This window comes from Streptomyces graminofaciens (assembly GCF_030294945.1).
In the GTDB taxonomy this organism is placed as follows: Bacteria; Actinomycetota; Actinomycetes; order Streptomycetales; family Streptomycetaceae; genus Streptomyces; species Streptomyces graminofaciens.
Window position 1 is genome coordinate 651,376 of the sequence record NZ_AP018448.1, and the last position, 13,734, is coordinate 665,109.

The window sequence follows — 13,734 nt, forward strand, 5'->3', positions numbered from 1 at the left end:
CACCCGGGGCGGACCTGCGTCGCGGTCCGTCCGGGACATCCGTCGCGGTCAGCCCGACGGCGGGACGAGCCCCTGCCGTACGGCGAACAGGGCAGCCTGGGTGCGCGAGGTGAGCCGAAGCTTGCGCAGGACGTTGCTGACGTGGGTGCGGGCGGTGCGCTCGCTGATCACCAGCTCGTCGGCGATCTGCTGGTTCGACCGACCCTCCGCCACGAGGACGAGGACGTCGCGCTCCCGGCCGGTGAGGGAGGCGAGGCCGGCCGGCGGCGAGACGATCAGTGTCCTCGATGGAGCGCAGCACGCCGTCCCGGCTGAAGTCCCACTGCCTGCGCAGGTCGTCCCGTACGACGAAGCCCTCGGTGTCGACGCCGCGCGGCTCCTCGTTGGGCACGAGCATCCGGCCCACCCTGGAGGAGACGACGTACTCCTCGCGGGGCCGGTCCCGCAGAGCGGCCCCAGGCGCCGCTCGGAGAGGCCGAGGCCGTAGTGCGGTGCGGTGTCGAAATACCGTACGCCGGCTTCCCAGGCCGCGTAGACGGCGGCTGTCGCGTCGTCAGCCGACGTGACGCGGTAGAGGTCGCCGATGACGGAGGCCCCGAAGCCGAGCTCGGTGAGGGCCTACGCCGTTCCGGCCGCTGCCGTGCGGCAGTCCGGGTGGCCCCAGCCCTGGTCGTTCTTGGCGATGGGCTCCCCCGCGGCGTACGGGCGGCCGCACACGCAACGGCCGGGGAACTTGGCCTTGATGGTGCGGGACGAGCCGCTTCCGGCGCGGCCGCCGCCCGGCTTTCCGGAGCCTGCCGACTTCCCCGGCCTCTTCGCGGCGGTGCGGCGGGCCGCGGGTACGACGTCGGGGGCGGGTGGCGGTTCCGGGGAGCCGAGGTCGCTGCCCGCGGGCTCCTGGACGACGGCGGCCTGGCTGGCGGCGCGGTCGGCGAAGTCGTTGAGGCGGTCGCCGTCGACCTGGTGGGCGGGGACGTAACGGAACTCGACCTCGCGGCCGGTGAGCAACTCGTCGATGCGTACGACGAGTTCCTGGTTGGCGACCGGCTTGCCCGCGGCCGTGCGCCAGCCGTTGCGCTTCCAGCCCGGCAGCCAGGTGGTGACGGCCTTCATCGCGTACTGCGAGTCCATGCGGATCTCGATCGGTACGTCCGGGTCGGTGGCCGCGAGCAACTTCTCCAGGGCGGTGAGTTCGGCGATGTTGTTGGTGGCCCTGCCCAGCGGGCCGGCCTCCCAGCGGGAGGGGGTCTCGTCGTCTTCGGCGACCACCCAGGCCCAGCCCGCGGGTCCCGGATTTCCCTTCGAGGCCCCGTCACAGGCGGCCACAACGCGTTCCAGCATGCGCCCGATCATGCCACGCGCGGGGCGCGGAACCGATTCGAGGTCTCGCGCCCCGCGTACTCCGGGAAGCACCCTCAGGCGACGTCCGTCGTCGTCGGCATCTCGCCCTCCGTGGTCGAGAGGTCGATGACGGAGAACGACGCGCCCTGCGGGTCGCTGAGCGCCGCGAAGCGGCCGAACGGTGTGTCCATGGGGCCGAAGCGCAGGATGCCGCCGAGCTTGGTGGCCTTGGCGACCGCGTCGTCGCAGTTGTCGACCGCGAAGTAGACGTTGACGTACGACGGGATCTCGGGCGGGAAGTCCTCGGCCGTCATCTTCATCCGTCCGAGCAGCGGGCGGTCCCCGAGGTCGAAGAGGCGGAAGTCCATGCCGGGGTTCCCGGGGTCCTGCATCTGCTTGGCCCCGTACGGGAAGACGGCCGGGAAGAACGTGTCGGACTTCTCGGGTTCGCGGGTGAAGATCTCGGCCCAGGCGTACGCGCCGGGCACGCCGATCGCCTCGAAGCCCTCGTGGACGCCGGCCTGCCAGACGCCGAAGACGACGCCGCTGGGGTCGCGGGCCAGCAGCATGGAGCCGAAGTCGCCCACCTGCATGGGCTCCATCAGCACTTCACCGCCGTTGTCACGGATCTTCGCGGCGGTGGCCTCGACGTCGGGCGAGGCCAGGTACAGGCACCATGCGGACTGGCCCTCCTGGCCGGGCATCGGCGGGACGACGGCGGCGACCGCCTTGCCGTCGGAGTAGGCCTGTGTGTAGTTGCCGTACTCGGAGGACGCCTCGCCGAACGTCCAGCCCAGGACGTCGCCGTAGAAGCTCTTCGCCCCCTCGAGGTCGCTGAACATCGCGTCGGCCCAGCAGGGCGTTCCCTCGGGATGTGCGGCCATGACTGCCACTCTCCTCGGTTCGGACGGGTGGTTTCCCCGGCTCACACGCTAGTGAGGAGCGATGCCGGGCGCGCGCCGAACAGGATGAAGCGCGGGCAAACGGGGTGGAAAGGATCAAGGGGGCATGCCGATCGACAGGGCGCCTGCCAGGCGGTTGCCCTTTGCGGAGTACACGACCGCACCGGCCCGCGTCTGATAATTTCAGCGACGCTCGCACCCCCGTTCGCTCCCTTCGATTCGTCAGGCGTGTCCATGTCCGGCCCAGGGTTTCGTCGTACGGCGCTGCCGTGCGCCCGTGCCCGGTGGGCGCGGCTGGTGCTGGTGCTGCTGGTGGCGTCGGCGACCTTCGTGCTGTCGTGCGTGAGTGGGCCTCCTGCCGATGGGGCCGCGGGCGGGACGTCCCTGGTGCACACGGTCGCCGCAGCGGCGCAGCACCTGGACCGGGACCCCTGCGAGGAACACCCGGGCGGGCACGACTGCCATTCGCCCGATCCGCGTGCCGTGCTGGGCCACACGCCGTCGCTCGGCACGGATCGCGCCACGATTCCCTGGCTGCACGCGGCCTCTGAGGCCGGGGCGTCGCTCGGTCCGTCCCGGGAGCCCGGCCGGGCCCGGCCTCCCGATCTCCACGAACTGCAGTTGCTGCGGGTCTAGGCCGTGCGTCTGGCCTGGCTCGAGACGCCGGCCGTACGCACGACACCTCTCGGACACCGAAGACGACTCGCAGCACCGCCGTGCCCCGTGACCGGGTAGGGCGGGGAGAAGGACATTCCCATGGGTTCATCCAAAGCGAAGGCCACCAACGGCCCGAAGGGCAAGAACGGCCCCAAGCCCACGAACGGTTCCAACGGCTCCGACAGCGCCAAGGGCAGGAGCAACAGCCCCAAGGCGAGGGAGGCCGCCCGCCGTGCCCGCGTCGAGGAGATACGCAAGGCGGAGCAGGCCCGCGAGCGGAGGATGCGGCTGCTCACCCTCGGCGTCACCGCCGCGATCCTCGCCGGGCTCGTGGGCGGCGGCTGGTATCTGATCGACGCCGCCGACGACAAGGAGGCGGCCAAGGCCGCGCCGATCAAGGGCGTGAAGAGCTGGTCGGACCTCACCCAGAAGCACGTTTCCGGGACCGTCGACTACAAGATGACCCCGCCTGTCGGCGGCGACCACAACGAGGTGTGGGTCAACTGCGACCGGCAGGTCTACACGAAGGCCGTGCCGAACGAGAACGCGGTGCACGCGATGGAGCACGGCGCCGTCTGGATCACGTACAACGACGACGCGGCCAAGGCGGACGTCGACGCCCTGTCCGAGCGGGTGACCAACACGTCGTACACCTTCATGAGCCCGCACGAGGACCAGTCGTCGCCGATCGTGCTGAGCGCCTGGGAGCACCAGTTGAAGGTGGACAAGTCGTCGGACCCGCGGGTGGCGAAGTTCCTGGACAAGTATGTGCAGGGCGAGCAGACGCCGGAGCCGGGTGCCGCGTGCACCAACGGCATGACGCCATGACCTGAGCGGAGCGGGGCGTCCGGCCGGACGCCCCGCTCCGCTGTGTTTGCCGTCCGGTGTGTTTGCCATCCGGAGAAATCGCCTCGGCGATCACGCGGGCGATCGCCGACAATGCCACCCATGGCTGACACGAACGCCTCCGTCGGCTCCAAGCGGTATGTCTTTCTCGACCCGGACGGCTCGGGCGCGGACCAGGGGTGGGTGTATGTGATCGTGGCAGCCCCCACCGGGGTGGTCTACCAGGTGCAGGGCGGCGGGTTCTGCTGCATCCCGTACGAGCAGGAGGGCTATCTGCTGCCCCTGTTCGGGCGGGGGCTGCTGTCGGAGGTCGACGAGGCGTGGGTGCCGGTGGTGACCCCCGACGGGCCGGGCGTGCTGGTCTGGGAGAACTCCGACTAGGGCGTCTCGACCTGCTCCGGTGCGCCGTGCCGAGCCTCCGTCTCCGCCTGCTTCCTGGACGCCCACAGGCTGGTCGCCGTCGTCACGGCGAGGACCAGGACGATGAAGCCCAGGGAGAAGGGGATGGAGATCTCGGGGACACGGACGCCGGACTCGTGCAGGGCGTGCAGCACGAGTTTGACGCCGATGAAGCCGAGGATGATCGACAGGCCGTACGAGAGGTGGACCAGCTTCTTCAGCAGGCCGCCGATCAGGAAGTACAGCTGCCTGAGGCCCATGAGGGCGAAGGCGTTGGCCGTGAAGACGATGTACGGGTCCTGGGTCAGGCCGTAGATCGCGGGGATCGAGTCGAGGGCGAACAGGACGTCGGTGGAACCGATGGCCAGCATGACGACGAGCATCGGCGTCATGACGCGCTTGCCGTTCTCCTCGATCCACAGCTTCGTACCGTGGTAGCGGTCGGCGACCCCGAAGCGCTTCTCGACCGCCTTGAGGAGCTTGTTCTCCTCGTACTCCTCGTCATGGCCGTCGGCGCGGGCGTCCTGGATGAGCTTCCAGGCGGTGAAGATCAGGAAGGCGCCGAAGAGGTAGAACACCCAGGAGAAGCTGGAGATGATCGCCGCGCCGGCCGCGATGAAGATCGCGCGGAGCACCAGCGCCATGAGGACGCCGACCATCAGCACCCGCTGCTGGTACTGCGAGGGCACCGCGAACTTCGCCATGATCAGCACGAAGACGAAGAGGTTGTCCACGCTGAGCGACTTCTCGGTGATGAAGCCCGCGAAGAACTCCCCCGCCGGTTTGCCGCCGCCGACGGCCAGCACGACCAGCCCGAACGCGATCGCGAGCGCGATCCAGACGGCCGACCAGATGCCGGCCTCCTTGACCGACACGTCGTGCGGTTTGCGGCCGATGAAGAAGTCGACGGCCACGAGCGCGCACAGGGCGGCGATCGTCAGCAGCCAGGTGGTGAGGGAGACGTTCACTGTTCCTCCGGATACAGGCATTGCACACGCAAGCCTCACCGGCCACACAGGGCGCCGCTACCCGGGTCGGGTAAAGAACTGCCGAAATCCCGGTACGTTCCCTGGTGGGAGGACCTGTGGCGGGGGCCCGCCCACCAGGGGGAGCCGGGCGGGCCCTATTCGCCCGCGTACGCCTTCTCCAGGGTCGCGATGTCGAGCTTGCCCATCTCCATCATCGCCTTCATCGCCCGGCCCGCCTTCTCGGAATCCGCGTCGGCGAACATCTCGAGGAAGCGCTTGGGGACGACCTGCCACGAGACGCCGAACTTGTCCTTGAGCCAGCCGCAGGGGCCGGCCTCGCCGCCGTCCTCGGTGAGTTTGGTCCAGTAGTGGTCGACCTCCTCCTGGTCGGCACAGAGAATCTGGAACGAGATGGCCTCGTTGAACTTGAACTCGGGGCCGCCGTTCAGCGCGACGAACTTCTGGCCGTTGGCCACGAACTCGACGGTGATCACGGAGCCCACCGGGCCGGGCCCGCCCTCGGGGGAGCGGAGGGTGTCGCCCAGCCGTGAGTTCTTGAAGACCGAGACATAGTGCGCTGCCGCTTCCTCAGCCTGGCCGTCGAACCACAGGCAGGTGGTGAATCCGTCGCTGGACATGGGTGCCTCCTAGGGAGCCGGGTCGTCTGCGTCATCTGTATCGACCGGTGCGGGCCCCAAAACTCATCGCTCTGCCGGTGCTCTGCTCGTAGCGAATCTGCCGCAGGCAGAGAAAGGCCAGGTCACGGGTGGTGGGCGGGGAGAGTGGTGACAGCGGCCGACACGGGTGGCCGCGAACGACCACATGGAGGAAGCATGGCTCCACTGATCACCGGGCGGTCCCCGGCGCTCGCGCCACGGGCCGAGGAGGGGGACACGGCTCCCTCACGCTTCGACGACCATCTCGCCGCGCAGCTCCTCGCGCAGCGGATCGTCCTCCTCGGCACGCAGGTCGACGAGGTCTCCGCGAACCGAATCTGTGCGCAGTTGCTGCTGCTGTCGGCGGAGGACCCGCGCACCGACATCAGCCTGTACATCAACAGCCCCGGCGGTTCGGTGACGGCCGGGCTCGCCATCTACGACACGATGCGGCTGATCCCGAACGACGTGTCGACGCTGGCCATGGGTTTCGCGGCGAGCATGGGCCAGTTCCTGCTGAGCGTGGGCACGCACGGCAAGCGGTACGCGCTGCCGAACGCGCGGATCATGATGCACCAGCCCTCGGCGGGCATCGGCGGCAGCACCGCCGACATCGAGATCCAGGCGGAGAACCTGGAGTTCACCAAGCGGGCCATCGAGCGGATCACCGCCGAGCACACCGGCCAGTCCCCGGAGACGATCTCCCGGGACGGCGACCGGGACCGCTGGTTCACGGCCGAGCAGGCCAAGGAGTACGGAATGGTCGACCGGGTCGTCGAGGCGCTCGACGACGTCCGGCCGGCCGCTTCGCGGCGACGGATGGGGTTGCAGTGATGGGGAGCTACACGATTCCGAGCGTGGTGGAGCGGACCCCGCAGGGCGAGCGGTCGTACGACGTGTTCAGTCGGCTGCTGTCCGAGCGGATCATCTTCCTCGGCACGGAGATCGACGACGGGGTGGCGAACGTCGTCATCGCGCAGCTGCTCCATCTGGAGTCGTCGGCGCCGGAGAGCGAGATCGCGATCTACATCAACTCGCCCGGGGGATCGTTCACTTCACTGATGGCGATCTACGACACGATGTCGTACGTGCGGGCGCCGATCTCGACGTTCTGTGTCGGCCAGGCGGCGTCCACGGCTGCGGTGCTGCTGGCGGGCGGGGACCCCGGGCGACGGTTCGTCCTCGAACACGCGCGGGTCCTCCTCGGGCAGCCCGCGAGCGGCGGCCGTCAGGGCACGGTGTCGGATCTCGCGCTCCAGGCCAAGGAGATGGTCCGCATCCGCACCCAGGTCGAGGAGGTCCTCGCCCGGCACACCCGCCACGACGTGGCGACCCTCCGCGCGGACATGGACCGGGACAAGGTCTTCACGGCGGAGGAGGCCGTCGCGTACGGGCTGGCTGACGAGGTGCTGAGCCGGCGGCTCGTCGGGGTCTGACCGGTACAGGGGTCCGGTCAGGCGGCGAGGCAGAGTCCGTTGTACGGGGCCGTGGTGGCCCTGCGGGTGCGGGCGGTGTGCCGGGTGAGCTCGGTCTGGGCCAGGGACAGCAGGTCGCCCAGGCCGAGTCCGAGCGCCTGGGCGGCGGCCGCGAGGACCTCCGACGAGGCCTCCTTGCGGCCGCGCTCGACCTCGGAGAGGTACGGCATCGAGATCCGCGCCGCGTCCGCCACGTCCTTCAACGTCCGCTCCTGCGCCAGCCGCTCGCGCCGCAGCACATCTCCCACGAGGTCGCGCCACAGGGGTTCCCTGGCGGGTCGGGCCTCGGGGACGGGGGCCGGGTGGGGGCCCTGGGCGGTCTGCCGCCCGGGTGTACGGGCAGCGGTCGCGGCCGCCGGGCGCAGGGGGATGACGCGCAATTCGTTCGACGCTGGATTCGTCACTGCTCCAGACTAGGAGCTGGGGGCTGAGGGGAAAGTTCTCCGCGTTCAGCCCTCAGGAGAATCGCGGTCCGGCGAAAGGACTCGACGGCGATGTTGCGCGGCATCTTCAACGAGGTGGCGGAGTTGTACGACCGCGCCCGGCCCCGCTATCCGCACACCCTGGTCGCCGAACTGACCGGACTGGCGGCCCTCGGACCCGGCGTCCGTGTCCTGGAGATCGGCCCCGGCACCGGTCAACTCACCGTGCCGCTCGCGGAGTCGGGCTGCGACGTCACGGCCGTCGAACTGGGCCCGTCGACGGCGGAGGTGGCCCGGCGCAATCTGCGTCCCTATCCGGATGTACGGGTGGAGGTGGCCGACTTCGAGCAGTGGCCGCTGCCCGCCGAGCCGTTCGACCTGGTGGTGAGCGCGACCGCGTTCCACTGGCTCGACCCTGCGACGCGGATCCCCAAGGTGGCGCGGGCCCTGCGCCCCGGCGGGCTCTTCGCGATGGTCACGACCGAGCATGTCAGGGGTGGCACCATCGACTTCTTCGCCCGCGCCCAGGAGTGCTACGAGCGCTGGGACCCGGCCACGCCGCCCGATCTGCGGCTCCAGGACGAGTCCGAGATCGCCACGGACACGGGCGAGTTGGCGGGGTGGGACGACCTGCGCTCGTACCGCTGCACTCGGGACATCACGTACGCGACGCAGGAGTACGTCGATGTGCTGCTGACCTACTCAGGCCACCGCGCGCTCGACGCGCCCTCCAGGGAAGGCCTGCTGGGCTGTATCCGTGAGCTGATCGACACGCGGTACGGCGGCCGGATCACCAAGTGCTATCTGCACGAGCTGATCACGGCCAGGAAGCCGGTGGAGGGGGACGGCAGCTGATACCGGCCGGCACCGCGAGACGACGACGGCAGCCGACCGGCTCCCGGGTGACGGCGGCTGACCACCGGACCGGCACCACGTGAGGGCGGCGGCTACTGGCCGATCCGGCCGTCGATCCGCTCGCGCAGGAAGTCCGCGTGGCCCATGTGCCGGGCGTACTCCTCGATCATGTGGACCAGGACCTCGCGGAACGCGATGGGCTCGTCGTCGTGGGCGCCCTCGGTGGCGAGGTCGGGAGTGTCGGCCACGAACCTCTCCGCGAAGGCGACCTCGCCGCGCCAGGTCTCCCAGGCCTCGGCGACGACCTCGGGGTCGGCCACCGCGCCGTCGAACTCCACGTCGACGCCGTCCTCGGTGCGGTAGAGCCTCGGGACGTCCTGTCCGGCCATGACGCTGCGGAACCAGTAGTGCTCCACCCGGGCGAGATGGCGTACGAGCCCCAGCAGCGACATGTCCGACGGAGGCACGGAGCGGCGGGCCAGGGCCTCGGCGTCGAGGCCCGCGCACTTCAACTCCAGGGTCAGCCGGTGGTCGCGCAGATAGCCGACCAGAGTGGCCCGCTCCCCCTCGAAGCCTCCGTCGCTGCGCGGATCCTCGTCGGGGTGGACGAACATGTCCCACCATCCGAACTCGCGCTCGGGATGCCGCTCTTCGGTCGACTGCTGCTGCTCGGTGCCGGTCATGGGACGAGCATCAAGGGGACGGCGTCAGGTCCGCCACTCGTTTTCCCCGGGGCCTGCCCGGGGGGCGTCCGGCCGACATCGCTGTGAACTTCCTGAGAAGCCCCGTACAACCCTCGCGCCTCACGCGGTGTCAAACAGGACGCCGGACAAGGAACGGGCCCTTTCCGGACACCCCCGCGCTGCCCGGCCGATCTTTCTTCCAGGAGCCGCACATGCGCAAGAACCGTTCGGCCGCCCTCGCCGCGGCCGCATTCCTTCTCGTCTCCGGGGCAGCCATCGCCGCGGCCCCCTCCGCGTACGCCGGTACTCCGGGCAGTACGCGCGCCTCCGACCGCAACAGCGACTTCAACGGCGACGGCTACGAGGACGTACTGGTCGGCGCGCCCGGCGCCACCGTCAGCGGCAAGAAGGGCGCGGGGCTGGTCACCGTGCAGTACGGCTCGTCGAGCGGCATCGGTACGAGCAATGCGGCGCGGTTCAGCCAGTCCACGGCCGGGGTCGCGGGCGCCGCCGAGGCGGGCGACGGCTTCGGCAAGGCCGTCGCGACCGGCGACCTCGACGGGGACGGCTACGACGACGCGATCGTCGGCATCCCCGGCGAGGACATCGGCACCGTCAAGGACACGGGTGGGGTCGCCATCCTGTGGGGTTCGAAGTCCGGGCTCAGCGGGGGCCTCAGCGACTGGCTGGAGACCGAGGAGCCCACCGCGGGCGAGCAGTTCGGCACCGCGCTCGCCGCCGCCCACTTCACGAACGAGACCCCGGGCGACCTCCTCGCCGTCCTCGACCGGTACGACCTGGAGCTGTTCGCGTACGAGGACTCAGCGCAGAAGACGCTGAAGCGGCGGTCCACCGAGCGGCTGGCCGCACAGGACGAGCCGCGCGCCATCACACCCCAGTCCCTGACCACGGGCGACTACGACAAGAACGGCTTCGCCGACCTCGTCGTCTCGGGTCTGAGCGCCGACGAGCAGCCGGGCTACGGCTGGTCCACGCTGCTCTCAGGGCACGCGGACGGGCTGGCGTACGAACGGGATCTGCGCGGCGGTCCGGTCGCCGCCTCCGGCGACCTCAACAAGGACGGGTACGACGACCTCGTCTTCGGCGAGCCGCACTCCCCGGACGACACCTACGGCGAGACCATGACGGGCGGCCTGGTCACCGTGCGGCTCGGCGGGCCGGACGGTCCGGCGGCGGAGCCCGACTGGTGGGTGCAGGACTCCCCCGGTGTGCCGGGTGTCGCCGAGCCCGGGGACGGCTGGGGCAGCGACCTGTCGATCGCGGACACCGACGGGGACGGGTACGACGACGTGGCGATCGGCGCCGACGGCGAGGACATCGGCTCCGTGAAGGACGCGGGCGCCGTGTGGGTGCTGCGGGGCTCGGCCTCGGGGCTCACCGCGTCCGGCGCCAAATCCTGGGACCAGAACTCGGCGAACGTGCCCGGCGCGGCCGAGAAGGGCGACAAGTGGGGCGCCCAGGTCCGGCTGACCGACCCGAACCGCGACGGCCGCTTCGGGCTGCTGGCCGCGGCGCCGGGCGAGGACACGAACGACGGCCGTGTGTGGGTGCTGTCGGCGGGCACGGGCGGAATCACCGCCTCGGGTTCGTGGACGTACGGCGCCGGTTCGCTCGGGGCGCCGTACGTGGACTCGCTGTTCGGGGCGGCGATCGACGAGTGAGGCCGGTGTGAGCGTGGGCCCTCAGGACTCCGGAGAGGGCGTGAGCGTCTCCGGGGTGCTGTAGAGGGAGGCCGTCTGGGTCGTGGCGAGGCTTGGCGAGGAGCCGGAGCCGGCGCTCTGCGGCGTCTCGGGTTCCGTAGAGGGCTCCGAGGGCGGGGACGACGGCAGCGACGGGGCCGAGGAGGACGGTGTCGGCGAGGACGACGAGGGACACGGGCTCGCGCTCGACCCTGCGCTCGGCGCGGAGATACACGGCAGGGGTGACCGGGAGGGCGATTCGGACGGCGGGGCCTCGGAGAACGAGGTCGACGCCGACGGGGACGGCTGGTTTGCCGGCGGGGGCGTCTTCCGGTCGCTCTTGCCGGTGTCGCCCGAGTCCCGGCGGAACCACTCGTCGTCGTCGGGGTCGTAGAGGACGAAGACGTTGATGACGACGGTGGACTGCTGGACGACCACGACGTTCTGCGGCCGGTACGACGGCCACGAGTCGCCGGTCCGCTTGGGGTCGCTCTTCTGCGCGACCGGCGGGCGCAGCGGGTTGCCGCAGGCGCAGCGGACCCGGGGCACTCCGCGGTCGTCGACGAGGACGGCGGTGCCGGACTGGAGGACGGCCTGGTAGCTGGTCGCCTTCCCCTCGCTGAAGCCGTGGTTGGTGACACGGGTGTCCATGCGCAGTTGGACGGGGGTGAGGGAGCGCAGATAGGCGGGTACGGCGGAGGGCTGGACGCCCTCGACGGCGGCGAAGGCGTTGTTCTTCACCCGGTCGGCCTGCAGGAACTCGACCTGCTTCTCGACGTCGCAGGCGGCGGTGTTGCGGGTGCCGCCGTAGAGGCCGGGGGCGGCGCCGGACACGCCGCGGGTGACGTTGGCGGGCTCGGACGTCGTGGCGCCGGTCGCCGTGGGGGTCTCGGTGGGGGTCGAGCTGTCGGTCGCCGTCGACTTCGTGAACGGGTCGGGGCCCGGCTTGGCCGCGGCCTGGAGGAAGATCTCGCCGCCGGAGCCGGAGCCGCCGTCGGGGCGGGTGAGGACGAGGCCCAGGACCACGGCGACGACGGCCGCACCGGCGATGAGGGCGATGCGGGGCACCGACCTCCACCACGGGTGACCGGGGCTGCCGGGCCCGCCGGCGGAGTCACCGGGGCCGCCGGGACCACCGCCGGAGTCGCCGCCTCCACCGCTCCCGCCCGGGCCCCCTGTCCCCGATGCGCCGCTCGGCGGGCCCTGCGGCACCTGGTCGCTCGGCCTGGTCGGGCTGGGCGGCTCGGGGGTCGGCCCCCGCTCCGGTCCGGACAACGGGCCGGAGGGAGGTCCTGTCGGGCGGCCGGAGGACGGCTGTTCGACACTCACGGGTCTTCTCCCGCCATAGGGATTCCGTGGCACCTGTCACTCTTTGTGCCGCTTTATTCCACACCAGCCCATTGTGTGCCCCGGGCCCGGGCGCCCCGCAAGCCGACGGGGCGCCGCCGCTCCCGGGCTGCGGTGCGGCGCCCGTTCCCGGCGCGCGGAGCGACCCGGCCGTGTTTAGCGTGGCAAGGGTGAGTCCCCAGACCCTGCGTCCTCCCGAGGCCCCGCCCGAGCGGGCGGTCGCCCGGCACGGTTGGGCCCAGGCGCTGGTCACGGTCCTCGCCGGGCTGATCGTGATGTCCGTGGTCGCCGCCCTCGGGCTGTGGGCGGCCGGTGCCACGGACCTACCGGACAACGCGTTCCCGCGCGTGGTCGCGGCCACCGTCGTCACGGCGGTCGGCGGCACGATCGAAGTCTCGGGCGGCGAGGCCGGAGGCCTCGCCGACACCGAGGCGGGCCTGACGGTGATCCCGCTGTCGGTGACGCTCGCCGGAACGCTGGTCATGGCCGCCGGTTTCCTCCGGCCCCTGCGGCACCGGGCGGTGACGGGCGCACCCGAACTCGCGGGTTGGGCCGCCCGGATCGCCGCACTGTGGGCGCCGGCGCTGATCGGGCTCTCCTACACCGCCCGGCAGACCTTCGCGATCCCGCTCGGCGACTTCGGCGACCTCTTCGGCGCGTCGGCCAGCGCGGGCTTCACCAGCGACACGCCCACGACCGTCTTCTTCGGCCTGCTGTGGCTCGCCGGGGTCCTGGTCATCGCTCTGCTGGTCTCGCGCGGTGCGCCGCTGCCCGCGCGGCTGCTGCGGTTCCAGGAGTCGGTGCGCCCTGCCGCGTACGCCATGGTCGTGCTGCTGCTGTCGTACGTCGCGCTCGGGCTGGTCATCGCGCTGGTGGTGACGGTGACGCGCGGGCATCCGGCCCAGACGCTCGCGGTGGTCCTGCTGGGGCTGCCGAACGTCGTCTGGCTGACGTTCACCATCGGGCTCGGCGCGACCTGGGACGGCCAGGTGGAGGGGCCCTTCGGGCTGCCGATGCCGCATCTGCTGGACCAGGTGATGCGCGGCTCTGACGTGTCCACGCTGAACCTGAAGTCCCTCGCCGAGTTCGACGGCAAGGTGTGGTGGCTGGTGGTCGTGAACGCCGTTCTGCTGCTGATCGCCGCGTTCGTGATGGCGGTGCGGTCGCCGGCCACGATCCGGATCTGGCAGCACGCGGTGCACATGGCGCTCGCCCTCGCGCTCACGGTCCTGATGATCTGTCTCGTCGGCGACATCTCCGCCCACTACGGTCTGTCGGTGCTCGGCATCGGCGACCTCGGCGGCGAGCTGTCGGGGAAGCTGTTTCTGCGACCCCGGCTGTGGTCCACGCTCGGCTTCGCCGTGCTGTGGGGGCTGGTGACGGGGTTCCTGGGCGGGGCGCTGGCGAAGGGGGTGCGGCGGCGGGGCGCCGTCGACGCGGGCGGCGGACGGGAGGGGCGGGTGCCGTAAAAGAGCCCGCCTCT

General features: G+C 71.0%; 15 protein-coding genes and 2 pseudogenes. 8 read left to right on the forward strand and 9 right to left on the reverse strand.

Translation table 11 applies throughout. The features are described 5' to 3' along the window. Positions 1-48 precede the first annotated feature (48 nt). The 4 genes and pseudogenes from SGFS_RS02735 to SGFS_RS02750 all read right to left on the reverse strand — a co-directional run. Positions 49-255 (reverse strand): annotated as a pseudogene (locus SGFS_RS02735) (response regulator transcription factor); the annotation flags it as partial. A 22-nt stretch (positions 256-277) separates the two neighbouring features. Continuing rightward, a pseudogene (locus tag SGFS_RS02740) lies at positions 278-615 on the reverse strand (aldo/keto reductase); the annotation flags it as partial. Positions 616-618: 3 nt separating this feature from the next. Then, positions 619-1,353 (reverse strand): ribonuclease H family protein, encoded by a 735-nt coding sequence (locus SGFS_RS02745; RefSeq protein ID WP_286247315.1) that lies wholly within the window; start codon positions 1,351-1,353, stop codon positions 619-621. Positions 1,354-1,415: 62 nt separating this feature from the next. Continuing rightward, positions 1,416-2,225, reverse strand: a complete 810-nt coding sequence (locus tag SGFS_RS02750; RefSeq protein WP_286247319.1) for a VOC family protein — start codon at positions 2,223-2,225, stop codon at positions 1,416-1,418. 252 nt (positions 2,226-2,477) lie between these two features. Here SGFS_RS02750 and SGFS_RS02755 point away from each other — a divergent pair, with 252 nt between their 5' ends. From SGFS_RS02755 to SGFS_RS02765, 3 genes are all read left to right on the forward strand, one after another. Continuing rightward, complete coding sequence (locus tag SGFS_RS02755; protein ID WP_286247320.1) at positions 2,478-2,879, forward strand: DUF6153 family protein; 402 nt, start codon at positions 2,478-2,480, stop codon at positions 2,877-2,879. A 120-nt stretch (positions 2,880-2,999) separates the two neighbouring features. Further along, positions 3,000-3,728 carry a DUF3105 domain-containing protein gene (locus SGFS_RS02760; protein WP_286247321.1) on the forward strand — a complete coding sequence of 243 codons (729 nt, stop codon included), beginning with the start codon at positions 3,000-3,002 and terminating at the stop codon, positions 3,726-3,728. Positions 3,729-3,848: 120 nt separating this feature from the next. Beyond that, the gene (locus SGFS_RS02765; RefSeq protein WP_286247323.1) at positions 3,849-4,127 is read left to right on the forward strand and encodes a DUF6210 family protein; all 279 of its coding nucleotides are present in this window, start codon (positions 3,849-3,851) and stop codon (positions 4,125-4,127) included. On the opposite strand, the gene SGFS_RS02770 is transcribed toward SGFS_RS02765, so the two are convergent. Both SGFS_RS02770 and SGFS_RS02775 read right to left on the reverse strand, forming a co-directional pair. Beyond that, the gene (locus SGFS_RS02770; protein ID WP_286247325.1) at positions 4,124-5,113 is read right to left on the reverse strand and encodes a TerC family protein; all 990 of its coding nucleotides are present in this window, start codon (positions 5,111-5,113) and stop codon (positions 4,124-4,126) included. The genes SGFS_RS02765 and SGFS_RS02770 overlap by 4 nt on opposite strands. Before the next feature lie 155 nt (positions 5,114-5,268). Then, complete coding sequence (locus SGFS_RS02775) at positions 5,269-5,751, reverse strand: VOC family protein (protein ID WP_286247327.1); 483 nt, start codon at positions 5,749-5,751, stop codon at positions 5,269-5,271. Between the two features lie 195 nt (positions 5,752-5,946). Between SGFS_RS02775 and SGFS_RS02780 the strand changes: the two genes are divergently transcribed. Both SGFS_RS02780 and SGFS_RS02785 read left to right on the forward strand, forming a co-directional pair. Then, positions 5,947-6,603 carry an ATP-dependent Clp protease proteolytic subunit gene (locus SGFS_RS02780; RefSeq protein WP_286247329.1) on the forward strand — a complete coding sequence of 219 codons (657 nt, stop codon included), beginning with the start codon at positions 5,947-5,949 and terminating at the stop codon, positions 6,601-6,603. Next, positions 6,603-7,205, forward strand: a complete 603-nt coding sequence (locus SGFS_RS02785) for a ClpP family protease (RefSeq protein ID WP_286247330.1) — start codon at positions 6,603-6,605, stop codon at positions 7,203-7,205. Before SGFS_RS02780 ends, SGFS_RS02785 begins: the two co-directional genes overlap by 1 nt. 17 nt (positions 7,206-7,222) lie before the next feature. Here SGFS_RS02785 and SGFS_RS02790 read toward each other — a convergent pair whose 3' ends face one another. After that, on the reverse strand, positions 7,223-7,648 hold the full coding sequence (locus SGFS_RS02790; protein WP_286247331.1) for a helix-turn-helix domain-containing protein: 426 nt from the start codon (positions 7,646-7,648) through the stop codon (positions 7,223-7,225). A 90-nt stretch (positions 7,649-7,738) separates the two neighbouring features. Between SGFS_RS02790 and SGFS_RS02795 the strand changes: the two genes are divergently transcribed. Next, positions 7,739-8,521 carry a class I SAM-dependent methyltransferase gene (locus SGFS_RS02795; protein ID WP_286247332.1) on the forward strand — a complete coding sequence of 261 codons (783 nt, stop codon included), beginning with the start codon at positions 7,739-7,741 and terminating at the stop codon, positions 8,519-8,521. 92 nt (positions 8,522-8,613) lie between these two features. Here the strand turns inward: SGFS_RS02795 and SGFS_RS02800 are convergent, their stop codons facing one another. Then, positions 8,614-9,135, reverse strand: a complete 522-nt coding sequence (locus tag SGFS_RS02800; RefSeq protein WP_286259753.1) for a DinB family protein — start codon at positions 9,133-9,135, stop codon at positions 8,614-8,616. A 281-nt stretch (positions 9,136-9,416) separates the two neighbouring features. Between SGFS_RS02800 and SGFS_RS02805 the strand changes: the two genes are divergently transcribed. After that, positions 9,417-10,886, forward strand: a complete 1,470-nt coding sequence (locus SGFS_RS02805) for an FG-GAP-like repeat-containing protein (protein ID WP_286247333.1) — start codon at positions 9,417-9,419, stop codon at positions 10,884-10,886. Between the two features lie 21 nt (positions 10,887-10,907). On the opposite strand, the gene SGFS_RS02810 is transcribed toward SGFS_RS02805, so the two are convergent. Beyond that, entirely contained in the window at positions 10,908-12,233 is a 1,326-nt protein-coding gene (locus SGFS_RS02810; RefSeq protein ID WP_286247335.1) for a DUF6777 domain-containing protein, read from the reverse strand. Between the two features lie 188 nt (positions 12,234-12,421). Between SGFS_RS02810 and SGFS_RS02815 the strand changes: the two genes are divergently transcribed. Beyond that, positions 12,422-13,720 (forward strand): streptophobe family protein, encoded by a 1,299-nt coding sequence (locus tag SGFS_RS02815; protein ID WP_286247337.1) that lies wholly within the window; start codon positions 12,422-12,424, stop codon positions 13,718-13,720. The last annotated feature ends 14 nt before the right edge of the window (positions 13,721-13,734 follow it).